The organism is Halomonas sp. DP4Y7-1, assembly GCF_019800705.1.
GTDB lineage: Bacteria > Pseudomonadota > Gammaproteobacteria > Pseudomonadales > Halomonadaceae > Halomonas > Halomonas litopenaei_A.
In genome coordinates this window covers 123637-145301 of record NZ_JAHVKS010000011.1, presented here as the reverse complement: position 1 = coordinate 145301, position 21665 = coordinate 123637, and the positions used below count along the sequence as shown (strand labels likewise).

Below are 21665 nucleotides of genomic sequence, written 5' to 3'. Positions count from 1 at the left end.
CCCCTGCGCCATGGAGCCCAGAGCGCAGGCACCCTCGGTGGGAGTGCAAGGGTGCACAAAAATCGATAGATTTAGCGCACAGGCGGGGCGGGGTGTCGACAGCGCGCCAGGGATTATATGCAAAAACTCTCCCTGCACGCCTAACGTCGGTGCCATATCTATCGTTTAGAATCACTCGCTAACCATCATTCAGTAGACTGCCAAATTGTTTTTCATTCTATGGCTTTTTCCAACAATTTCTTCAATTTCACTGTCACTAACTCCTATCTTCCTTAATACTTCAAGGTGAAGAACGTCTTCAAGAACTCGACACATCTTCCACAACTTATATCCTTGTGCTGAACTTTCCTTAAGCCCATCGTCAAAGTGGGTAAGGTAGTTCCTTGTTGTTACAATATTCCGAGCAAGTGACTTAACCTTCTTACTCGAACCGATAAACTCTTTATATACACCAAGCACTTCTTTAACCCTCTTTGATAAATTTGGCTCATTTCCATAAATCAACTTCCTGGAGACAAATTCCCTATATTCATCAGGAACTGAGTCGACAATTAAATTGACCATGGAAATATACTCATCTTCTTCCATCATTTTATTATTGAAATTTGCTCGATGGTAGGATTCCAAACATTGAGCAAGGCTCAAAAACTCACTATCCAAATATTTGTGAGCCTTCATCTTCATGGTTATTAGAAGGTCGATTGAAGGTTGTGACTTATCGTAGAATTCAAGCCAGTTTAATAGCATTGAAGGAAATTTATCTTGCACAGCCTTGTAACCTAGCAAAACTTCATGCCAAGAAACTGGTTCACTTTCTTCTACATATGGCAAGCTTTGGTAATAAAGCTCGAGGCGGAGCGGTCTTGTTGAACCATCAGTCAGTACCCTTCCCAATGATTTTGATGTTGCCACAACATCTTTTATATTCTGCACCTTTCCGATCATAAAACTAACTAGAACTGCTATCCTCCCAGACAATTCAATCAGGTCATCAAGCTTGATAGCCTTAGGAGACCTCAGGTCAAAATATACTTTTTCTTTTAACTTGATTTCTCTATAATTTGGTGAGCCAGGGAGTGTCCATTGCAACCCTAGAAACAACTTAATATTATCATGCAACTCTATTTCCACTTCCTCAACTGGATTATATGTTATAGAGCAAGATTTTCCTGAAAGGTCGTGATCAACATCAAATCCGGAGAAACCAAACCATTCTTCCAAACTCTCCATCGAGAACTGTAGTGAGTCCACCATTACATCAGTTTCTTCAAAAACTCCATTACAGATAGCTCGTCTCACGTGTATCGTTGAAGTGGAAACACTTCCAATAGACAGGCTCTTCCTGACATAAAAACACTGATCTAAAGTTACGTTTCCTTTATCTTCCACAACTCCTAAAATCCTAGGGAGCTCAACATCACTATTGCCTTCACCACAAGATGGGAAGCTATCAGAAACTTCCAGTTGGCATTCTCCCCCGTCCCCTATCTTCAACACACCGTACACAATATCCTCGGGCGCTCCTGGAACCCAGAACTTTCCACTAGTAGAAATAGAATTCAAAACGTTCACTTATTTTCCTCGTACTTGATAACGAAAGCTTAGATAGAATACTGCCTTTTGTACTGTGCTTAGTAAATATCTATACTGCACAAGTCAAGTGATGACGAGTTCTCTTCTAGGCATCGTTGCCTCCCTTCCCACCGTATACCGCAGCTGCGTTGTCTGTAGGTCGAGCCCCTGGAACACCTCGCGCATCTTGGGCACGTCGTTGACGCTGATGACGACCTGCCCTTTCGCTGTCCGAGCCAGCTCGGCCATGCGCTCGTATTGCTCGATGCCGAAGTCGGTTCCGTAACCCGCGGTCTCCCAGTAGGGCGGGTCGAGGTATAACAGCGCCCCGGAGCGGTCGTAGCGGGTCAGTCACTCTGCCCAATCCAGATGCTCGATCACGGTTCGCGACAACCGAAGATGTCCCTGGCTCAGGTCTTCCTAGATACGCATCAGGTTGAGCCAACCGAAAGTCTGAACAGTGGACCTTAGCTCCGAAGGTCTGCCAGCTGAGCAGCGGGGGCGTCACAAGTTCGGCCTGACAGCCGAACAGCTACCCGACGGCACCCACAACGAACAGGACGCCCGCGACTGGCTCTGTGCCGCCTGCGGCGTCAACAGCCGCGCCGAGCTGGATCATCGCCCCAAGTCCGCAGCGTTGCTGCGGACCATTCGGCAGCGCTATCACCACTGGAAAAGGAGGAGCCGAACATGAACACATACTTTGGACTGCTGGCAGAGTTCAACGGGCGCTCCGAGCTGCCACTCGATGAAGTGGCACCTCGCTACTTCGGCATCAGCCCACGTACCGCCAGCATCCGCGCCGGAGCCCAGGCCCTGCCTGTACCCACCTACCGCGCCGGCGACTCTCAGAAGTCTCCCTGGCTGGTCAGCGCTGTGGATCTTGCCAAGTACTTGGACAAGCGGAGGGCCGAGGCGCATGAGATGTGGAAAAGCGTCCACATGTGAGCCTGCCCTTTCCAGTAGCTCTATTACACAAGTTGTATAGTCGAATGCATATGCGAGCGGTTTCATGGAGCTTTTCACGGAGGAAGCATGCTCAGAGAAAGAGTTGCTCAAGCAGGAGAATACATACTCGGGCCATTGGCTGAAGCAGAGGCCTTCTCAAGCTTGTTTCCAAACCGAGACGTTCGCCATTCCATTCGAGAAATCCTTACTGAGTACCTGAGAGCCTGGGCTATCCCAGGCTTCATAGGTTACGCACTATTGGACGGGCTAACCTATCTGACAGGGGACTATCAGTTTCGAGAAGCGGGCATAGGCGCGCTCTCTATGGAATTATGGAACATGGTGGTTATCGCAGGGATCACCTTTGCGATCATCGGCAACCTCTCGGGCCTCATTTACCTTACCAAGCTGAAATCAGGCTTCATGAGCAGTGCAATCCGGCTATTGCGCTTTGCATCAGAGGCTGGAGCAATTGCCTTGGGAGCTATCACAGCCATGTTTCTTTTATCCTTTTTCTACACTGACCAGTCTATCGTTCACCTCCTTCCTGAAACCCTACTAGGTACTGCTCTTCTGGCAGCATTTTTCTTTATCAACACTATCGTCTGGTGGATAGCTCATTGCCTCGAAAGTGATACAGCTACCCCTCCCTATTTTCAATATCTGGGTGAGAGAGTACTTGCTAACATCATAGCCTGCTTGATCGGTCTGGCTATTATTATTCTGTCTCTCATGTTGAACCGTGTAGATTCATTGGCTTGACCATCCTACCTCAATTCCAGCGTTTCGGGACGCAGATGCGTATACCGCTTCAACACATCCCAGCTCTCGTGCAGCGTAAACTGCTGCACCTCGACGATCTCGTATCCCGCCTCGAACAGGCGGGATGTCGCTTCGTGGCGCAGGTCGTGAAAGCGCAGGTCCTCGATGCCGCAGGCGGCAGTCGCCGCCCGCCAGCGGGTGCCAATTGACTTGCCGTTGTAGGGGAAGAGCCGGTCTTCCCCTTGAAAGCGCGGCTGCCGTTTGATGATGGCCATGGCCTCGTGTGTCAGCTTGAAGCGCTTGTGGTTGCCCCACTTTTGGCGTGGGTGCTTGGCATCACGCACCCAGCAGGTCATGGCCTCATCGTCGAGATCCGACCATAGCAGACGCGTGATCTCCTCCTGGCGCCGTGAGGTGGCCACCGCAAAATCCATGATGTCCTCCATTGGGATGATGGCACTCGGCCGGATCCGTTGCGAGCGCTGGAAGTAAGCGCGTATTCGCTCAAGCTCCCCGGCGGTTGGCCGCCGATCCCGTGCACTCGACCTGCCGATCACGCCCTTGGTACGCAACAGCAGCCTGGCTGACTCGAACTCATTGAGCTCCACCGGCATCTTCCAGGCCGCCGCTGCAGTCTTGAGGATGATCCCCAGCCACACCACATCCTGGTTGATCGTCGAGGGCTTGATGCCGCTGTCGCGGCGCATCACCGCGTGCTCGATCACCTGTTCGCTGGTAAGTTCGGTGATCGCTACCCTGGAGATGGGAAAACGTCGTAGCTGCTCGATGGTGGCGCGCTTGGAGCGACCGGCACCCTGGGCGAACTCGTGCAGGTAGCGCTCGATGGCGTCGTCCAGAGTCACGCCCTTCCAGCGCAACTGAGCGATACCATCCGGGGCGGCCAGCTCGATCTCGCGACGCTTGGCCCATTCATCGGCCATAGCCTTCTTCGGGAAGGTCCTGGTCTCCGAGTAGTCGGGCTGGCCGCGCCGAGCGATGCGGACCCGGACCAGATATGAGAAACTGCCGTCCTTTTTTCGGCGCTTCACTATTGTCGCCATCACCACACTCCAATGTGACAAATCCCCTCGGCGCCATGTGCCAAGAATGTGACAAGACACTGAGTAAAATACGGCAAAACTACTGTAAATATGTACAGATATGATTGAGAAGGCAACCCCCACAACCCGCATGAAGCCTGACATTCCGCGCCCCACGCTGGATAGGACTTTCTCAGTGGCGCCGATGATGGATTGGACTACCCGCGACTACAGGGTGTTCGCGCGTGCGCTGACGCGCCAGGCGCTGCTGTACACCGAGATGGTGACTACCGGTGCCATCTTGCATGGTCGCCCTCGTGAACGGTTTCTTGGCTATGACAAGGTGGAGCACCCTCTGGCGTTGCAGCTGGGGGGCAGTGATCCGGGCGAGCTCGCGGAATGCGCGGCCATCGCTCAAGAGTGGGGCTACGATGAGGTCAACCTGAACGTCGGCTGCCCGAGTGACCGCGTGCAGAATAACCTGATCGGCGCCTGCCTGATGGGCCATCCCGACAAGGTGGCGGTGGCTGTGGCCGCCATGCGTGAGGCGGTGTCGATCCCGGTGACGGTGAAGTGTCGTATTGGTATCGACGATCAGGACGAGGACGCAGACCTGGAACACTTCATCACCAAGGTCGCCGACGCGGGCTGTGAAGTGTTCATCGTGCATGCGCGCAAGGCGTGGCTGCAGGGGCTGTCGCCCAAGGAAAACCGCGATGTGCCGCCGCTCAACTATCCACGTGTCCATCGCCTTAAGGCGAACCGGCCCGACCTGCATATCGGGATCAATGGCGGCATCAAAAGCCTGACGGAGTGCGCAGCGCAGCTTGAGCACGTCGACAGCGTCATGGTGGGACGCGAGGCATACCAAAATCCTTGGCTCTTGGCCCAGGTCGATGAGGCCCTCTACGGGGTGTCTGGCCCGGCTCAGAGCCGCCATGCGGCAGCGATGACGCTTCGCCCCTACATCCAGCGTCGGCTGGAGGAAGGGGCCAAGCTCAACCATATGACACGCCATCTTCTGGGCCTCTTCCAGGGCTGCCCTGGCGGCCGGAAGTTCCGTCGTCACCTCTCTGAAAATGCCCACAAGGAAGGTGCCGGTCTAGCCGTGTTCGATGATGCGCTGGGACTGGTACCCGACACCGTCGAGTCCTGAGCCTTGCTGCCGTGTTGAAGGCATTAAACGCCAGCGGCCGAGCACGAGGCTCGGCCGCTGGTTAGCATCAGGTTCCCCAGGAACGTCAATACAGGGCGTCCGGCGGTGGTTCCAGGCTGGACTGAAACGTCTCGATGGCACTCTCGGCCTCTTCGATGGCATCAAACCGAGCGACGTGAAATAGCGCCTCCCCCTCGTTGGCCAGAGGCAGTCGACTCATGCCGATCACGATGCCGTCAGCCATGGCCAAGACCTCGCCTTCGGTCTCGCCGAAGGGGTCTGCTACCTTCCCCAGTACCTGGCCCTTGGCTACCCGTGCGCCAAGTCGCACCTTGGGACGCAGAATGCCGTCTATAGGCGCCCTCGCCCAGCTCGATCCATTGGCGACTTCAGCGGCAGGCGGTGCGCGACGGCGCTGCTCGCCGGTGAGCATTCCAAGCCTGCGCATGACCCGTTGAACGCCGCGAACCCCTGCGGTGATCGCCCATTCGTCAAAGCGCAGTGCTTCACCCGCTTCATAGGTCAACACCGGCGTACCGCGACTCTGGGCATAGTGGCGAAGGCTTCCCTCGCGCAGTTCCGCATTGAGGATGACCGGAGCCCCGAAGGCATCCGCCATGCGTCGCGTTTCTTCGCCGGCATCACCAAGCTGCGCGCGAATCTGTGGCAAGTTAGTGCGATGAATCGCGCCCGTGTGCAAATCGATGATGTGAGTCGCGTGATCGACAATCTGTTCACGAAACAGCGCCGCAATACGCCCGCCCAAAGACCCCGACTCACTCCCGGGAAAACAGCGATTAAGATCGCGTCGATCAGGCAGGTACCGGCTGTGTTGCACGAATCCAAAAATATTGACGATAGGCACCGCGATCAGGGTGCCCCTCAAGCGGTTGATCTGGCGGGAGCGCAGTAGCCGACGGACAATTTCAACGCCGTTGATCTCATCGCCGTGAATGGCGCCACATACCAACAGGGTAGGACCTGCCTGCCGTCCGTGGACCACTTCTACGGGGATATCCAAAGGGGCGTGGGTATAAAGCTTGGCCACGGGCACATCGATCTGCGCGCGACTGCCGGGCTTGACCGTGACTCCGGCCAGTTCAAAAGGGGCTCTCGCCATACAGGCTCCTTGGTCACCTTATCGGTCCGTCTACAGGCGGACGGCATGTTCGTTCTTATACGCCCACGCCGTCTCCAAAACGAGTCCAATTTACCTCGCATCACTCATCGACGTCACTGAACTCATTCGGTGAGTCCGGTAGAATACGTTACTTGACGATACCGCTGGAGTTGCCCGCCCACATGGCCCGCCGTACCAAGGAAGAAGCTGCCGCTACCCGAGCCGCCCTGCTCGATGCCGCCGAGGAGGTGTTTCTCGAACGCGGCGTGGCACGTGCCTCGTTGGACCAGATTTCCCGACGGGCGGGGGTGACCCGCGGCGCGCTGTATTGGCACTTCCGCAACAAGGGCGATCTGTTCCGCGCCATGCTGGAACGTGTTCACCTTCCCTTTGAGGACCTGCTGAACAACCTTGATCACGCAGAGGTGGGCCATCGGCCACTGGAAGCGGTGCGCTTGGGCTGCCACACCGGTCTGAAGCAGTGCGATACCCCGAGACACCGACGCGTGCACGGCATCTTGCTGCACCATTGCGAACGTACCGATGACTTCGACCCGCTGCAGGCAAAGGCAGAGATAGCCAGAGAAACCTGTCAGGCCTTGCTTAGGCAGTTTCAACAGGCAGAAGAGCGCCATCAACTGCGCCCGGGGCTAAGCCCGGAGCGCGCCACTGACTTATTCCACTATGCCCTCAGCGGGCTGTTCTGGGAATGGCTGCGAGTACCCGATGCGTTCTCGCTCAGCCAGCGCGGCCCGGCGCTGGTGGATGACCTTATCACCCTGATCGGCAGCAGTGAGACGCCATAGCAGCGCAGCACCGGTCAGTGCTGGTGATGTCCGTGGTAATGACGATGTTGCCTGCTCTCGGCATTGTCCTGGGGTGGCACCGGCTCATGGCGCTCGATCAGCTTGAGTCGCACCAGGCGCGTGCGCGCATCGAGAAACTCGCGCTCGGCGACTGAACGAAATCCATCTTGTTCATCCAGGTACTTGACCAGCACCCGCACCTCTCCTTCCTTGGGCATTGAGCCGGGCTTGCCCCTGAGGCAAACCTCCCGCGTGCCATCGGAACACAGCACCGCTCGACAACATCCCTGCTGATCGACAAAGCCCACCACTTGCACTCGCTCACCCAGCAGGCACCGCTGGTTGAACGAAGGCCGGTCACGGTAATGGCGCAACAACGCGCGGCAACTCTTGGCCGCAAGTGGTGACGCAAGAGCAAAGGCTCCCCACAATACCGCAATACCCAAAGGCACGATCACCAGCGCCAGATCAAACCAGCGCAACACCAGTAGCTCGGCAACCAGCGTGATGACCGCCGCGTACACGAACAACACAGAAAGCGCCATGGTGACGGGCACGCCAGCAAACCCAAGCGACACCATAGTGCTGGCCAGGTGGTCGTCTCTCAGGCTATCGCGCTCAAACAGCTGCAACGGTGCCACCCTGACGGCGACCAGCAACCAGTAGATCAGGACCACGGGCAGTAGCAGCGTGAACAGAATAAGCGGAAAGCTGAATGCCGTTTCCTGGATGATCGCGATATTCATACGTCTCTCCCGTGGCGAAGGGTGGGCCTTCCACCTGCCCAGCAGCCGATGCCACTCGTTTAGTGTCTGATAAAAGCATAGCGCTCTCTACGGCAAACCTCGACCGGGCGGTGTGGATTTTTTCGTTACCGGACAACGTGTTGCGCTGCAGCAAGCGATGCGCCGAGGCCTTGATATATGCTCTCTGCGTGCGTCGGCCTGCCCCGAAAGCCGGCCCGGTGGAAAGAAAAAAGGCGCCGTCCCAATGGGACGGCGCCTTGGTCAGCACCACGTGCAGACAAAGCAAGTAACGCTATCAGGGGGTCGTCGGACGTTGCTCTTGATCATCTCTGTCATCACCCCTGTCATCACCCCTGTCGCCGCTTCTATCTTCGCCCTCGTCGTGGGACGAGTTGCTGCCGAATAGCTTGTGCGACAGCGTTGCGATCATGGCGTAGAAGGATGGCACGAAGCAGCTGCCCAGCACCGCCACCGACGCCATGCCCATCGCCACCGTGGTACCGATGTGGTGGCTACTGGTATCACTGGCGCCGGTCGCCATGGCCAATGGCAAGGTGCCGAAGATGAAGGCCATGGAGGTCATGACGATGGGGCGGAAACGCAGCTCAGCCGCGGTGATGGCCGCCTCACGTATGCTCTTGCCCATTTCCTTGCGTTGCAGCTCGGCAAACTCGACGATCAGGATAGCGTTCTTGGCCGCAAGGCCGATCACCACCAGTACCCCGATCTGGACGTACACGCTGGTGTCCAGTCCACGCATGGCAATACCCGCGATGCCACCGAGGAAGGCAAAGGGCGTTGCCGTCAGCACCGCCAGCGGCAAGGACCAGCTTTCGTACTGGGCCGCCAGAATCAGGAATACCATGACCATGCCGAAGATAATGGCGATGGTACCGGCGTTGCCTGCCTCGCTTTCCTGATAGGCAGTACCGGTCCAGCCCATCCCCCAGTCACTGCCCAGGGTGTCCTCGACAATCCTCTCCATGGCCTGGATCGCCTGGGTGGAGGAATAGCCCTCAGCAGGACCGCCCTGGAACTGCGCCGCCGAGTAGACCCCAAAGCGGGTCACCACGGCAGGCGCCGCCTTGCGCTCGAGAGTCACGAACTCGGACAGCGGAATCCGCTCGCCATTGCCACCACGCACGTAGACATTGTTGATGTCGTCCGGGGTGTCGCGGTACTCCGCCTCGTTCTGCAGGTACACCTGGAAGTTACGGTTCTGGTAGCTGAAGAAGTTGACGAAGCCGTTACCGAAGGTATTCGACAAGGTCGCGTTCAGGTCGGTCAGCGACACGCCGTAGCTCAGCGCCTTCTGCTGGTCGATATCAGCCCGGAATGACGGCACGTTGACACTGAACGTCGAGAACACCTGATTCAGCGCCGGGTCCTGATTGGCTGCCTGCATGACCTTGAGCGAGGCCTGGTAGATCTCCTCGGGTGTGGCACCGGAGAACGACTGCAGGTAGCCGGTGAACCCGCCAGTGGTGGAGAGACCAATGATCGGCGGCATATTGAAGGCCATGACCGTACCGCCATCCACCTCGGCACCGATCTGGAAGATCCGTCCGATCAAGTCATCAACGGTGGTCTCCCGCTCGTCCCAGTTATCCATGTTGATGAAGATGATGCCGCGGGCCGTATTGACCGAGCTGGTCAGCATGTCGTAGCCAGCGATGGCCGATGAATACCTCACACCGGGCACCTCCTCGATACGCTTGCTGACTTCCGCCATGTAGGCCTTGGTACGACTCAGCGACGCCGAGTCCGGCAGACTGACGGCCGCCAAGGCAATGCCCTGATCGGTCTCGGGCACCAGGGTCGACGGCGTGTTCTCGTACAGCCAGAACGAACCGACGCCCACCAGGGCCACCAGCGCCAGGGTCAGTATCCAGGCCTTGACCAGGCCTTTCACCGCCAGCATGAACAGCTTGGTGACCCCGTCGAAGAAGCGATCGAACAGCCTCAGCGGGGTGCGCACCGCACGCATGAAACCGGATTCTTTCTTGTGCAGGTCATGCTTGATGAAGATCGCGGACAGGGCCGGAGTGAAGGTCAACGCCATCAGCGCCGAGAAGGCCACCGATATGGCGATGGTCAACGCGAACTGCTGATAGATCTGCCCGGTGAAGCCACCAAGGAACGCCACCGGCACGAACACCGCCGCCATGATCAATGACGTCGCAATGACCGGACCGCCCACTTCCTTCATGGCCTGAACCGTCGCCTGACGAACGCTGATGTCTTCGTCTTCGGAGAGCACTCGCTCGACGTTCTCTACCACCAGGATGGCGTCATCCACCACGATGCCTATCGACAGCACCAGGGCAAACAGGGTCAGCAGGTTGATCGAGAAGCCGAACGCATAGAAGCCTGCAAAGGTCGCCAGCACAGACACCGGCACCACCGACATGGCGATCACGGTAAAACGCCAGTTCTGCAGGAAGATGAACAGAATGACGCCAACAATCAGGAAGGCTTCGATAAAGGTGTGGAAGACGGTTTCCACCGACGCATCAATGAACAGCGTGGTGTCGTAGGGCACCACGAATTCCAGCCCCGGCGGGAAGCGCCCTTCCAGCTCCGTCATTTTCTCCTTCACCAGATCCGCGGTATGCAGCGCATTGGCGCCAGGCTGCTGCTGAATCATGATCGGCGTCATGATGGCGCCGTTAAGACGCGCTTCGACACCATAGAAGGAGGCGCCCAGCTCGATGCGAGCCACATCATCCAGACGCAGTGCAGACCCGTCTTCGTTGGTACGCAGCAGGATGTTGCGGAAGTCGTCGGCACTGGACAGACGTCCGCCGGCGGTGATGGTGTAGGTAAAGGCTCGCGGGCTGTCGATGGGTGTCGACGCCAGGCTGCCCGCAGGCACTTCCGTGTTCTGGGCGCGGATCGCCGCCGCCACTTCAGTCGGCGTCAGGTCGTACTCGGCCAGCTTGTTCGGGTCCATCCAGATGCGCATGGCAAACTCGCCGCCGCCCAGCACCTCGGCCTCACCGACGCCGGGAATCTGGCGCAGCTCATCGAGAATGTTGAGGGTGGCGTAGTTCTGCATGTAGATGTTGTCGTAGTCTCCCTGGGGAGAGATCAACGACACCAGCATCAGGATCGAGCTAGAACGCAACTCGACCTGAACCCCTTGCTCCTGCACCGCCTCGGGCAACTGGGACAGCGCCCCTTGCACCCGATTGTTGACGTTGATGGTATTGATATCACCGTCAGTGCCGATATCGAAGGCGACACTCAGGCTCATGGAGCCGTTATCGGAGCTGGTCGAGTTCATGTAGAGCATGTTCTCGACGCCGTTGATGGCTTCCGCCAGGGGAGCAGCAACGGTTTGCGCCACGGTCTCTGCGTCAGCCCCCGGGAAGGTCGCGCTCACCGACACCGTCGGAGGCACCACGCTGGGATACTGCTCGATCGGCAGTACCCGCATGCTCATCGCACCGATGATGGTCAGGATGATCGCCAGGACCGAGGCAAAGATCGGCCGTTTGATGAAGAAGTTGGCGAAATTCATTCGTTGCCCTCTCCTTCAGCCTCCTCGGCCTCCTGGTTGCCCTGCGGTGCCTCCATTGACGCCTGGTCGGCGCCCTCTCCCGCAGCGGCCTCAGCCTGCTCGCCGGCCGCCTGTCCTGCGCCACCCTGGCCACCTTGCTGTGCCTGCTGCTCGTCGTACTGGGCCGCCTGCATCAGCGCCTCGGCATCACCGTCAAAGGGTTGCGGGTCAATCGGGGTGCCTGGCTTCAAGCTGCCCGGATCGCCGACCACCACACGCTCGCCAGGCTCGACGCCATCCAGGATGATCTGCCACGGACCGGCCAGTTCACCCAGCTGCACCGGGCGCGCGCGGGCGACGTTGTCGTCATCCAGCACGTATACCTGCGGTCCCATCAGCCCCTGAGTCAACGCCAGCTCGGGAACCGCCAGCACACCGAAGCGCGCGAGTCCCTGAATCTTCACCCGAACATACTGACCGGGCAGCACCGCGCCGTCAGGATTGGCGAAGGTAGCCTCTGCCTGCACCGTGCTGGTCTCGGCATCGACTCGGGACCCCAGAAAGTCCAGGTGACCGCTCAATACAGTGGGTGCCTCACCGCGAGAAGAGAACGCTTCCAGCGAGGCAGCAATGTCTTCGATGCTCATGTCTTCAAGCTGACGACGCAGCTCGAAGGCATCGTTCTGGGGCATTTGGAAGCGCACCTCGAGCGGGTCCAGAGGGGTAATGGTGGCCAACTCGGTATTCGGCGACACCAGGTTGCCGACGTTGACTTCGCTCAAGCCAATCACGCCGGACACTGGGGCCGTGACATCCGCATAGTTCAGGTCAAGCTGGGCACTCTTCAGGGCCGCCTCGGCCTGGGCCACGCTGGCACGTGCTACCCGCGCGTCCGCCAATGCCTGATCCACCTGCTGGCGGCTGACAGAGTTCTGCGCGGCCAGCTGCTGGAAACGGTTGGCATCACGGTCCGCCCGAGCCACCTCGGCCTGGGCGCTGGCCAGATCTGCCTCACGCTGCGCTACCGTTGCCTCATACAGGTCAGGCTCGATCGTATACAGGCTATCGCCCTTCTCCACCTGATCGCCGGGCTCGAACTTGCGCTCTTCCAGCACACCAGTGACGCGCGCCACGAGCGTGACCTCCTGCTCGCTCATCAACTTGGAGGGGTACGATTTGTCCAGCGGAATGTCCTGATAGGCCAGCTCAGCCACTTCAATAGGCTTTGCCGGCGGCTGGCCGCCCGCCTGGGCGTCAGACTGTCCTTCATCCTGGCCACAGCCAGCCAGCAGCAGCGCCGCCGCCAGTGCGGCCCAGGGGCGACCGCGCGTCATGGTGGTTTTCATCCCGTCATTCCTTGGGGTTCGTGATGTCGTAAGGCTGAAAGACATCCGGCCACCGCGGTGGTGGCCGGACCGGCGCTGGAGGGAACTACGAGTCCTGACGCGGAGGCGCGCCAATGTCCAGCACTGCGTCGTAGCCGTCGGCTTCGCTCTGCTCGGGAAGCGTAAAGTTGACCTGCCCTTCTTCTACCAGGAAGGCGTTCAGTTCAGCGATATCGTCAGCGTCGAGCACGCCGGCCTGGCGATGCAGGCTCAGCAGGTCGACCACGTAGTTGTATCGAGCATCGGCGTAGTCGGCGATGGCGTTGTACAGGCTCTGTTCGGCATTGAGCACGTCAACAATGTTACGTGTGCCGACCTCATAGCCCGCACGAGTGGCGTCCAGAGCGCTCTGGTTGGAGACGATGGCCTGCTTGCGCGCCGCCACGGTGGACACGTCATTGCTGACCTGGGTGTACAGCGAGCGAATCTGCAGCACGGTCTCGCGGCGCTGGGACTCGAAGTCGTACTGACTCGACTCCAGCTGGTAGGTCGTCTGGCGCACGGAGGCACTGGTGCGTCCGCCGGTGTAAAGCGGCATGCTCGCACTCACGCCCACCTGGCTGTTCGAGTTGTAGTCCTCGTAGCCGTCCCGCTCATCATCGCTGTAGGCGTAGTTGGCAAAGGCCTCGAAGACCGGTAGATCAGCCGCGCGAGCCACATCGATCTGCTCGCGAGCCACATCGACACCGGCCTGCTGCGCCAGCAGTTCGGGATTGCGCTCAATCGCCAGCTCGATCCAGGCATCGCGGCTGGCCGGCTCAGGCAGCGCAATGGGCAGGTCGTCCTGGAGCATCTCGATGCTGTCGTAACGCTTGCCGGTCAGTCGCTCGAGGGCCTCGAAGGCGACCTGCAGGTTGCTTTCAGCGGTGATGCGGTCCGCCCGAGACTGGTCGAAGCTGGCACGGGCTTCTTCCACATCAGTGATGGCGATCAGGCCCACATCGAACTGCTCCTGGGCTTGCTCGAGCTGACGCCCGATAGCACGCTCCTGGGCACGGCGTGCTTCCAGGATTTCATACGCACGGAGAATGTCGAAATACGCCGAGGATGTGTCGATCAGCACCTGCTGCTCGGTCGCGGCCAGGCTGAAGGTCTGCTGCTCGAGCTGCGCCTTGGCCACGTCGACCTCACGGCTGTTCAGCGCGTCGTACAGCTTCTGAGTGGCCTGCAGGTTGATTCCGTAGCTGATGTAGTCATCATCCATACCGGTGCCGCTGAAACCGGACTGGGATTGCGTCTCGAAGATGTGGTTATAGGCCGCTTCACCTGAAGCGGATACCTGCGGATTGAGGTCCGCCTGCTCGACGTTGATGCCCTCTTCCACGCCACTGGTTGCAGCACGTGCCGATGCCAGCTCGGAATTGTTTTCCAGGGCGTCGCGGGTAATCGTCAGCAGATCAGCACCCTGGGCCTGTCCCACCATCAAGGCAGCTACAACGGCACACAGCAGGTGGCGGCGCACGCGTACCGGCGTACTCCGGGAATCAGAAACTGGATGGGAAGGCGTCATTAAAAGCATCCTCGGTATGTTGCTTGGCGTTGTCCACAAGTCCCATCACACCGGCCCGGAGGGCTCCTTCCAGGCAATCAGGACCGGTACAGCAGCGGGGCGCGTCATTGACACAGCGTGGTCGACTCCCGCGCCATCCGCGAGATTCGATCTTGCATCGGGTCAACGATCTTTCACTTGCAGCATACGCCAATAGTAGCAATCGATATACATACATTGTCGCATGTTTGATGGACTATTCTACCGCCCTTCGTGCAAGGATGGTGAAAATTTCGCAATTTCGCACGCACCCTCTAGCTCGACTAGAATGATGCAATGCAGCATTTGCATCCTCGCCGTCAGACCACCCGTCAGGAGCTGCCATGGATCATCTGAGCCTGGTCACACATCGCGAACTGGAGATCGCCGTGCGCGTTTTCCACCCCGAAGCACCGAAAACGGTAGTGGCCTGGCATGGGCTGGCGCGCCATGGTGGCGACTTCGCAGCCCTGGCAAGAGAGCTGGGTCCAGAATGGCGCGTTCTTGCTCCTGACACCCCCGGGCGGGGGCTCTCCAGCTGGTCCATGTATCCGGCCAATGACTATGTATACGCCCATTACATGACAGTCGCGTTAGCTGTACTCGACCACTTTTCGTTGGACAGCGTCCCCTGGATTGGTACCTCCATGGGAGGCCTGCTCGGCATGTTGCTGGCGGCAGATCCTGCCAGCGCATCCCGCATCGAACGCCTGGTGCTTAACGATGTCGGCCCCGAGCTCGACCCCTCGGGGCTGACCGAGCTTGCCAGCTACTTTACGGTCCCCCATCGATTCACGCGGCTGGGGCAGCTTGAAGCAGAGCTACGTCGCCACTACGCCGGCTTTGGCATCGACACCGAGGACGGTTGGCGCCAGCTGACACTGGAGAGCGCTCGGCGCCTGCCGGACGGCAGCTGGACCTATCACTACGACCCCCGGATAGGCGAGCAATTTGTGCATGACACGCCGCGGGATACCTGGTCCGACTGGAGGGCCATACGTTGCCCCTTGATGGTCATTCGTGGCGAAGATTCCACGCTGATCAGCGAAGACATTGTCCAGCGCATGGGCGAAACACAGCCAACACTCGAGACATTGAGCGTACCTGGCTGTGGACACGCTCCCATGCTCGATCGCCCCCAGCAGGTCGACCCCATCAAGGCCTTTCTGGAATCCACCACCAGCGCCCAGCAGGAGGCCGTGGACGCCAACGCCTTGCCATGGTGGAAGCGCTGGCTGGGTATCGGGCACTGACACGCCCCGGCTACACTTAGCGGTTCTTGACGGGTCTAGCCTGCCCGGTGGGCAGGCAGTCGCAGGCCCTCATGCACTGTTGCTCCAGGGAGACGTTATGTACAAGCTCGCCTTTTTCGTACCACACGACCATGCGGAGGCGGTCAAGGAAGCGGTCTTCGCCACCGGTGCTGGCCGTATCGGCGACTATGAAGCCTGCTGCTTTCAGACCGCCGGGGAAGGTCAGTTCAGGCCCTTGAGCGGCGCGGATCCGCATATCGGCCGAGTCGGTGAGCTCGAGCGAGTACAGGAGTTCAAGGTCGAAATGGTGTGTGCAGATGAGTTGATTGAAGCGGCAGTGTCGGCACTGAAACTGGCACACCCTTATGAAGAAGTGGCCTATGACGTCTGGCGCCTGGCCGAACTGTGACGTCTGGCGCCTGGCCGAGCTGTGCCCCCCTGCTCCAGCTCGGCTCAAGCTTCGGCTCACGCTCAGGTCTGCCTGGCCATCACAGGCCCACGGCGAGCAGCATTGAATGGGCCCTGCTCAGGCACTGCCGAAGAAGGCGGAGCGCTGCTCTGGGGTGATGTCACTGACGTGCAACGGGAAGTGATCAGTGCCCCGGTCTTCGAAAAAGTGCCGCAAGGTGCGCTCGATGGTGGGAAAGGCAAGCTCATCCCAGGGTATCTCGTGTTCTTCAAAGAGTTGCACGTCCAGGCTCTCCGGCCCCGCCGCATAGCTGCCGTTCAGCTCCGCCAGAAAGATCATGAAGACCTGGTCGATGTGGGGCAGATTGATCATGGTGTACAGCCCCGCCAGCGCCACATCGGCGCAGGCTTCCTCGCGGGTCTCCCGCCGGGCCGCATCCGGTGTCGTCTCTCCGTTCTCCATAAAACCTGCCGGCAGCGTCCAGTACCCTTCTCGGGGAGCTATGGCCCGCCGACACAGCAATACGCGAGAGCCGCACACCGGCAAGGTCCCCGCCACGATCCTGGGATTCTGGTAGTGAATCGTGCCGCAGGCATGGCACAGGAAACGCGGGCGGTCATCCCCCTCAGGGATGGCAAAGCTGACCGGCTCACCACAGTGGCTGCAAAAATTCATGGGCTGCAATCGTTCTTGTCGTTCCCTGGCAGGGAGTGGGAGACAGGCTTGACGCCGCTACGTAGGGCTGGGTACAACGAACGAAACCCAGCGGACACCCCATGTTAGAGAAACTACGCAAACGCCTGCAAGCGCATTCCCCGCGGCAGCTAAAGGTCAAGCTGCCAGAGGCAGCGGTGCTGATCCCAGTGATCGACCGACCAGAGCCGGGCCTGTTGTTCACGCGTCGCGCCAGCCATCTGTCGACCCACAGCGGCCAAGTGGCCTTCCCTGGCGGCAAGCGCGAGGATCAAGATGACCACCTGCTGGCCACGGCCTTGCGTGAGTCGGAAGAGGAAATCGGCCTGGAGGCCCATCACGTCGAGGTGATCGGTCAGCTGTCCGACGTGCTTTCCCTGCACGGGCTCAAGGTCACGCCCTTTGTCGGCATCATACCGCCGGGGCTCCCGCTGGCGCCGGATCAGGGCGAGCTGGACGCCATCTTCGAGGTGCCGCTGGCTCACTTCCTTGACGATCATCGCACCCATACCGATGTCATCCCGGTCGACGGCAATAACCTCTACGTGCCCAGCTACCTGATCCCTGCCGACCAAGGCGAGGACTACGTGATCTGGGGGCTATCGGCGATGATGCTGGTGGAGCTTCTGGCGGAGGGATTCGGCCAGGAAATGAGCCTCTCGCGCCGCCCTGAGGGTACACTGCGCCACCTGCCTCCGCGACGGGCCCCACATGCCTGACGCAGACAGCCACCACTGGCTCGCAAGGGCACATGACATCACCTGGCAAGAGACGACTTCGGCACTATGAGCTATCCAGACGCTTGCCCTCTACCCCCTGGCCGCCTCGACGAGTTGATCGAGGCGCTGGTGGAGCAAGGCTTTTATATCGGCAAGGAACTGCTGGATCCGGCGCTTTGCCAGGCCCTGCACAGCGAAATCGAGGACCGCGCTCGTCTAGAGGCCCTGACCAGGGCAGGTATAGGACGCGGCAACGAGCACGAAACCCGCGATGACATTCGCGGAGACGCCATCCATTGGCTCGACCGGGAAACCCTGGCTCAGCGGCGCTACCTGGACACCATGGGGGAATTGCAGCAGGCCCTCAATGCCAGCCTGTTTCTCGGCCTGTTCGAGTATGAAGCGCACCTGGCACGCTACCCCAGCGGCGCCTTCTATCGTCGCCACCTCGACAGCTTTCGCGGCCGCGCCAACCGTGTGGTCTCCACGGTCGGCTACCTCAATCCGGACTGGCCTGAGGACGGCGGCGGTGAGATGGTGATCTACGCAAGCGATGACCAGGATCGGGAAGTGGCGCGTGTGGCGCCACAGGCTGGGACCCTGGTGTGCTTCCTGTCAGAGCAAGTACCCCATGAAGTGTTGCCAACGCGACACCCCCGGGCCAGCATCGCCGGCTGGTTCCGACGCAACGCCTCACTCGGGGGCATGATCGACCCCGCGCGCTGAGTCAGCCGCCCTGTGTGACCTGCGCTTGCCAGACAAGCCATACCGCTATCGAGTGTGCCCATGTCCACCACTACCGACACCCGGCTGCGTGAGCTCGAGCAAACCATCGCGCGGCTGGAAGAAGAAAAACGTCACTATCAGTGGCTGGCGGAAAGCACCACCGATCTGATCTCGCGGCACGACCAGGACGGCGTCTTTCTCTATGCGTCCCAGGCCTCGCAGTCGCTGCTCGGCTTTGCGCCGGAAGAGCTGGTGGGCATCTGCGCCTATGACATGTTTCACCCCGACGACCTGGCCGCCCTGCTGAGCAAGTCACCCAGCATTTACTACCACGAAGGCTTCTACGAGCAGACCTACCGTTTCCGCACCCGTGCAGGCCACTACATCTGGTTCGAGACCACGAGCCGAACTCGCCGAGACCCCGCCACCGGCGACTTGATCGACATACTCTGCGTATCCCGCGATGTCAGCCGGCGGGTCGAGGAAGAAGCGAGGCGTCAACGCCTGGCACGGGTGGTCGAATCAACCACGGACTACGTGCTGTTCTGCGATGAAGACGAGACGCTGGTCTACTCGAACCAGGCGGCTCGCGAGCTGCTGGGCCTTGCCAAGGACAGCACCTCGCTGGCCATTCGCCAGCTGCTGACCACTCAGGCCACCCAGACCTGGTGCCAGCAGGTACTGCCAGCCATTCACCAGCATGGACGCTGGAGCGGAGAGTTGGCCCTGGCCAGCCCTGGCGGTGACATTCCGGTGCTCAGTGTGGTCCAGCAACACCGTGAACAGGCAGGCCAGGCCCAGCTATCCCTGGTCAATCGAGACCTCAGCCTGCGTCTGGAAGCAGAAGCGCAAGCGCGGCGCCACCAGGAACAGATTACTCATGCCAATCGGCTGGCCTCCCTCGGCGAGTTGGCCACCACGATTGCCCACGAGTGCAACCAGCCATTGGCGACCCTCAGCAACTATGCCAGTGGCGCGCTGATGCAGCTTGAACGCAATCCCCAACAGCCCGCCAGTGAGCTCACCGTTCCACTCACCCGAATCAGCCATCAGATTCAGCGGCTATCGGACCGTCTCAAGCATATTCGCCGCTTTGTTCGCCGTGGCAGCCTGCACCTTGCCCCCCAGGACCTCACCGCCATCATCTCTGCGGCGGTCGACCTGTGGGAGCCACAGTGCCGCCACGAAGGGGTTCAGCTCATCTGGTGCATGACGCCTCCTGGCCTGTACGTTACTGCCGACGCCGAGGGGCTGGAGCAGGTACTGGTAAACCTAATTCGTAACGCGCTAGACGCCTGCCGCGACACGGTGGCCACTACCTCGCCTCCCCGTATCCTCGTCGATGCCTATCCCACCGGCGCAGATACGGTATGCATCGACATTCTGGATGACGGGCCAGGCGTCCCTGAAGATCAGCGTTCACAGCTCTTCACGCCTTTTGTCAGTAGTCGCCCGGAGGGCCTTGGCATGGGGCTATCGATCAGTCTGTCATTGCTGGAGGCCATGGGCGGAGGGCTGACGCTTGAGGATACTGGTCGTGACGGCGCAACGTACCGAGCTCCAGTGCCAGAGAATTCTCAGCGCTTCCAGGTGTCTTCCCCCTTTACCGGTGCACGCTTTCGCATCAGCCTCGCGCGCGTCTAGGCACCAGCACCAGCGCGATGAACAGTCCCCGGCAGGGCCCCAATCGGATAGGATAACGACGTCTCTTGTTTTCTGTTATCGGCGGTCAGCATGTGCTCACCACATGTCCAGGCTCGCCAGACCACCTCGGTAACTGACATGTCTCATGATGTTCCGCCTGCCACCGTCGCCATCGTCGATGATGACGAAGATCTGAGGGAGTCGCTGGCCTGGCTGCTGCAGTCGGTAGGACTCGGCGCTAGAGGCTACTCCAGCGGTGATGACTTTCTTGTCTCGACCCATTCGCATCAGGTGCTATTGCTGGATGTGCGCATGCCGGGACTCAGTGGGCTTCAGGTCCAGCAGCGGCTAGCCCAGCGCGACCAGCACCTGCCGTTGATCATGATGACGGGACACGGTGATGTCCCCATGGCGGTGGCAGCCTTGAAGGCAGGCGCCTTCGATTTCATCGAAAAGCCCTTCAACCAGCAGCAGCTGATCGACACGATTCAACAGGCGCTGGATCTCCATCACTGCCAGATGAACCACTGGTCGCGACAGCAGGAGCTGAAGCGTCGCTACGACACGCTGAGAGCCAATGAGCAAGCCATCCTGCGGGAGGTGGCGCGGGGTCTGACCAGCCGTGAAATCGCAGAACAGCTATCCCTCAGCGCCAAGACCATTGAGGTCTACCGTCAGCGCATCATGAAGACGCTGGGTGCCGCCAATCTGGCTGAACTGATTCGAATGGCCGTTGCGCTGGAGCTGGTCGATGCGCTTCCGGCCACTCACTAACATCGCGCACTCGCCTGGCGAGTGTCGCCACCTCGCACACCTTCTCGCCTCAGGCCGAATCACGCCATCGGTCCGGGCCGGCGCTTCGCTCCTGATGCCAGGAAGGCCCCTGAGGTGAACCCCGCAACCGGGCCAGGCGCTGAGAGAGCGGCTCCAGCCCCAGCGCCTGTCGGCGTCGGTCCACGTCGGCAGGGTTCTCGATCTCACCAGGGACCGGCCAGCCATCCTCACCAATCTCGAACTGGGTGCCGTAACGCTGTGGCTGTCCCATCAGCACGCGCATACGATCCTCCAGGTAGGCCAGCTGCCACCCGGGAGCCTGACCGTCGCCAACGGCCTGCTTCAGGGCAACACAGCAGCGCTGCATGAAGTCGACGTCAAACACCGCATGCATGGCGATATGCCACGCCGCCTCGCAACCATCCTCGCCTGCGGCATCGCGGCCCGGCCAGCCCTGACGATCGATGATCCCCGACAGCCGCTCGGCATTGTCCTGATACAACGCCCGAACCCGCGGGTGATAATCCATCGAGGGAAGTTCCCCGGAAGCGCTGAGTTCCTCCAGCAACGTCCGGTCCTGTTGCAGCAGCGTGATCATCTGCTGGGCCAACACTCCTTTGCGTATCGTCATCCCGAGCACCTCGTATCCGCTGATCTGCCACGCTTGATCACAGACTCCTAGGGTTAATGGTCTGCATCAATAGTCGATTCTCCGACCGCTCCGTAGGAAAACATCGACAAAGCAGGCTTGTTTCAGCAAAGAAAAGACTGGCGTCACCGAGCGCAGCGTGGGGTCAACCCGCATGCTAGAGTCCATGGGAACACCCTGGCATCCCTCCTCCGAGGCATCCCAGGCCTAGCAGACGACGCTGTCAGTGCTGC

Annotated in this window: 20 protein-coding genes; 11 read left to right on the top strand and 9 right to left on the bottom strand. The window is 59.6% G+C overall.

What is annotated here, in order from left to right:
• Nucleotides 1–189 precede the first annotated feature (189 nt).
• On the bottom strand, nucleotides 190–1572 hold the full coding sequence (locus KUV72_RS18215) for a HEPN domain-containing protein (RefSeq protein WP_222239315.1): 1383 nt from the start codon (nucleotides 1570–1572) through the stop codon (nucleotides 190–192).
• Nucleotides 1573–2032: 460 nt separating this feature from the next.
• On the opposite strand from KUV72_RS18215, the gene KUV72_RS18210 reads away from it, so the two are divergent.
• The 3 genes from KUV72_RS18210 (at nucleotide 2033) to KUV72_RS18200 (ending at nucleotide 3282) form a co-directional block, all read left to right on the top strand.
• Complete coding sequence (locus tag KUV72_RS18210) at nucleotides 2033–2266, top strand: hypothetical protein (protein WP_222239314.1); 234 nt, start codon at nucleotides 2033–2035, stop codon at nucleotides 2264–2266.
• Nucleotides 2263–2520 (top strand): pyocin activator PrtN family protein, encoded by a 258-nt coding sequence (locus tag KUV72_RS18205; RefSeq protein WP_222239313.1) that lies wholly within the window; start codon nucleotides 2263–2265, stop codon nucleotides 2518–2520. Before KUV72_RS18210 ends, KUV72_RS18205 begins: the two co-directional genes overlap by 4 nt.
• Before the next feature lie 87 nt (nucleotides 2521–2607).
• Entirely contained in the window at nucleotides 2608–3282 is a 675-nt protein-coding gene (locus KUV72_RS18200) for a hypothetical protein (protein ID WP_222239312.1), read from the top strand.
• A 5-nt stretch (nucleotides 3283–3287) separates the two neighbouring features.
• Here the strand turns inward: KUV72_RS18200 and KUV72_RS20020 are convergent, their stop codons facing one another.
• Nucleotides 3288–4331, bottom strand: a complete 1044-nt coding sequence (locus KUV72_RS20020; protein WP_315857940.1) for a site-specific integrase — start codon at nucleotides 4329–4331, stop codon at nucleotides 3288–3290.
• 142 nt (nucleotides 4332–4473) lie between these two features.
• On the opposite strand from KUV72_RS20020, the gene dusA reads away from it, so the two are divergent.
• Nucleotides 4474–5478 (top strand): tRNA dihydrouridine(20/20a) synthase DusA, encoded by a 1005-nt coding sequence (gene dusA, locus KUV72_RS18190; RefSeq protein WP_261317563.1) that lies wholly within the window; start codon nucleotides 4474–4476, stop codon nucleotides 5476–5478.
• 85 nt (nucleotides 5479–5563) lie between these two features.
• Here the strand turns inward: dusA and KUV72_RS18185 are convergent, their stop codons facing one another.
• On the bottom strand, nucleotides 5564–6598 hold the full coding sequence (locus KUV72_RS18185; RefSeq protein WP_206944329.1) for a succinylglutamate desuccinylase/aspartoacylase family protein: 1035 nt from the start codon (nucleotides 6596–6598) through the stop codon (nucleotides 5564–5566).
• Between the two features lie 182 nt (nucleotides 6599–6780).
• Here KUV72_RS18185 and KUV72_RS18180 point away from each other — a divergent pair, with 182 nt between their 5' ends.
• Nucleotides 6781–7404, top strand: coding sequence for a TetR family transcriptional regulator (locus KUV72_RS18180; protein ID WP_206944332.1), 624 nt, complete (start codon nucleotides 6781–6783; stop codon nucleotides 7402–7404).
• A gap of 14 nt (nucleotides 7405–7418) precedes the next feature.
• Here KUV72_RS18180 and KUV72_RS18175 read toward each other — a convergent pair whose 3' ends face one another.
• The 4 genes from KUV72_RS18175 to KUV72_RS18160 all read right to left on the bottom strand — a co-directional run bounded on the left by KUV72_RS18175 (nucleotide 7419) and on the right by KUV72_RS18160 (nucleotide 14547).
• Nucleotides 7419–8150: a hypothetical protein gene (locus KUV72_RS18175; RefSeq protein ID WP_224852167.1), complete on the bottom strand. Its 732-nt coding sequence runs from the start codon at nucleotides 8148–8150 to the stop codon at nucleotides 7419–7421.
• Between the two features lie 295 nt (nucleotides 8151–8445).
• Nucleotides 8446–11673 carry an efflux RND transporter permease subunit gene (locus KUV72_RS18170; RefSeq protein WP_222239309.1) on the bottom strand — a complete coding sequence of 1076 codons (3228 nt, stop codon included), beginning with the start codon at nucleotides 11671–11673 and terminating at the stop codon, nucleotides 8446–8448.
• A complete protein-coding gene (locus KUV72_RS18165; RefSeq protein WP_222239308.1) occupies nucleotides 11670–12998 on the bottom strand; it encodes an efflux RND transporter periplasmic adaptor subunit in 1329 nt (442 codons plus the stop codon). Before KUV72_RS18165 ends, KUV72_RS18170 begins: the two co-directional genes overlap by 4 nt.
• An 85-nt stretch (nucleotides 12999–13083) precedes the next feature.
• The gene (locus KUV72_RS18160; protein WP_206944337.1) at nucleotides 13084–14547 is read right to left on the bottom strand and encodes a TolC family outer membrane protein; all 1464 of its coding nucleotides are present in this window, start codon (nucleotides 14545–14547) and stop codon (nucleotides 13084–13086) included.
• Nucleotides 14548–14909: 362 nt separating this feature from the next.
• Here KUV72_RS18160 and KUV72_RS18155 point away from each other — a divergent pair, with 362 nt between their 5' ends.
• Nucleotides 14910–15818: an alpha/beta fold hydrolase gene (locus KUV72_RS18155; RefSeq protein ID WP_222239307.1), complete on the top strand. Its 909-nt coding sequence runs from the start codon at nucleotides 14910–14912 to the stop codon at nucleotides 15816–15818.
• Nucleotides 15819–15915: 97 nt separating this feature from the next.
• On the top strand, nucleotides 15916–16227 hold the full coding sequence (locus KUV72_RS18150) for a YqfO family protein (RefSeq protein ID WP_222239306.1): 312 nt from the start codon (nucleotides 15916–15918) through the stop codon (nucleotides 16225–16227).
• 117 nt (nucleotides 16228–16344) lie between these two features.
• Here KUV72_RS18150 and KUV72_RS18145 read toward each other — a convergent pair whose 3' ends face one another.
• Nucleotides 16345–16902, bottom strand: coding sequence for an NUDIX hydrolase (locus tag KUV72_RS18145; RefSeq protein ID WP_206944340.1), 558 nt, complete (start codon nucleotides 16900–16902; stop codon nucleotides 16345–16347).
• 101 nt (nucleotides 16903–17003) lie between these two features.
• Here KUV72_RS18145 and KUV72_RS18140 point away from each other — a divergent pair, with 101 nt between their 5' ends.
• From KUV72_RS18140 to KUV72_RS18125, 4 genes are all read left to right on the top strand, one after another.
• Nucleotides 17004–17639 carry a CoA pyrophosphatase gene (locus KUV72_RS18140; protein WP_206944341.1) on the top strand — a complete coding sequence of 212 codons (636 nt, stop codon included), beginning with the start codon at nucleotides 17004–17006 and terminating at the stop codon, nucleotides 17637–17639.
• 66 nt (nucleotides 17640–17705) lie between these two features.
• Entirely contained in the window at nucleotides 17706–18365 is a 660-nt protein-coding gene (locus KUV72_RS18135; RefSeq protein WP_206944342.1) for a 2OG-Fe(II) oxygenase, read from the top strand.
• 60 nt (nucleotides 18366–18425) lie between these two features.
• The gene (locus tag KUV72_RS18130) at nucleotides 18426–20009 is read left to right on the top strand and encodes a PAS domain S-box protein (protein WP_222239305.1); all 1584 of its coding nucleotides are present in this window, start codon (nucleotides 18426–18428) and stop codon (nucleotides 20007–20009) included.
• A 138-nt stretch (nucleotides 20010–20147) separates the two neighbouring features.
• Nucleotides 20148–20783 carry a response regulator transcription factor gene (locus KUV72_RS18125; RefSeq protein ID WP_222239304.1) on the top strand — a complete coding sequence of 212 codons (636 nt, stop codon included), beginning with the start codon at nucleotides 20148–20150 and terminating at the stop codon, nucleotides 20781–20783.
• 49 nt (nucleotides 20784–20832) lie between these two features.
• Here KUV72_RS18125 and KUV72_RS18120 read toward each other — a convergent pair whose 3' ends face one another.
• Nucleotides 20833–21414 (bottom strand): DUF6624 domain-containing protein, encoded by a 582-nt coding sequence (locus tag KUV72_RS18120; RefSeq protein ID WP_222164222.1) that lies wholly within the window; start codon nucleotides 21412–21414, stop codon nucleotides 20833–20835.
• Nucleotides 21415–21665 lie beyond the last annotated feature (251 nt).

What these genes read in the sequence shown, in the direction of transcription:
- KUV72_RS18140 (WP_206944341.1), top strand. Translation starts at nt 17,004, where the DNA reads ATGTTAGAGAAACTACGCAAACGCCTGCAAGCGCATTCCCCGCGGCAG.
- KUV72_RS18155 (WP_222239307.1), top strand. Translation starts at nt 14,910, where the DNA reads ATGGATCATCTGAGCCTGGTCACACATCGCGAACTGGAGATCGCCGTG.
- KUV72_RS18145 (WP_206944340.1), bottom strand. Translation starts at nt 16,902, where the DNA reads ATGAATTTTTGCAGCCACTGTGGTGAGCCGGTCAGCTTTGCCATCCCT.
- KUV72_RS18170 (WP_222239309.1), bottom strand. Translation starts at nt 11,673, where the DNA reads ATGAATTTCGCCAACTTCTTCATCAAACGGCCGATCTTTGCCTCGGTC.
- KUV72_RS18120 (WP_222164222.1), bottom strand. Translation starts at nt 21,414, where the DNA reads ATGACGATACGCAAAGGAGTGTTGGCCCAGCAGATGATCACGCTGCTG.
- KUV72_RS18180 (WP_206944332.1), top strand. Translation starts at nt 6,781, where the DNA reads ATGGCCCGCCGTACCAAGGAAGAAGCTGCCGCTACCCGAGCCGCCCTG.
- KUV72_RS18185 (WP_206944329.1), bottom strand. Translation starts at nt 6,598, where the DNA reads ATGGCGAGAGCCCCTTTTGAACTGGCCGGAGTCACGGTCAAGCCCGGC.
- KUV72_RS18135 (WP_206944342.1), top strand. Translation starts at nt 17,706, where the DNA reads ATGAGCTATCCAGACGCTTGCCCTCTACCCCCTGGCCGCCTCGACGAG.
- KUV72_RS18175 (WP_224852167.1), bottom strand. Translation starts at nt 8,150, where the DNA reads ATGAATATCGCGATCATCCAGGAAACGGCATTCAGCTTTCCGCTTATT.
- KUV72_RS18200 (WP_222239312.1), top strand. Translation starts at nt 2,608, where the DNA reads ATGCTCAGAGAAAGAGTTGCTCAAGCAGGAGAATACATACTCGGGCCA.
- KUV72_RS18165 (WP_222239308.1), bottom strand. Translation starts at nt 12,998, where the DNA reads ATGAAAACCACCATGACGCGCGGTCGCCCCTGGGCCGCACTGGCGGCG.
- KUV72_RS18125 (WP_222239304.1), top strand. Translation starts at nt 20,148, where the DNA reads ATGTCTCATGATGTTCCGCCTGCCACCGTCGCCATCGTCGATGATGAC.
- dusA (WP_261317563.1), top strand. Translation starts at nt 4,474, where the DNA reads ATGAAGCCTGACATTCCGCGCCCCACGCTGGATAGGACTTTCTCAGTG.
- KUV72_RS18160 (WP_206944337.1), bottom strand. Translation starts at nt 14,547, where the DNA reads ATGACGCCTTCCCATCCAGTTTCTGATTCCCGGAGTACGCCGGTACGC.
- KUV72_RS18150 (WP_222239306.1), top strand. Translation starts at nt 15,916, where the DNA reads ATGTACAAGCTCGCCTTTTTCGTACCACACGACCATGCGGAGGCGGTC.
- KUV72_RS18205 (WP_222239313.1), top strand. Translation starts at nt 2,263, where the DNA reads ATGAACACATACTTTGGACTGCTGGCAGAGTTCAACGGGCGCTCCGAG.
- KUV72_RS18130 (WP_222239305.1), top strand. Translation starts at nt 18,426, where the DNA reads ATGTCCACCACTACCGACACCCGGCTGCGTGAGCTCGAGCAAACCATC.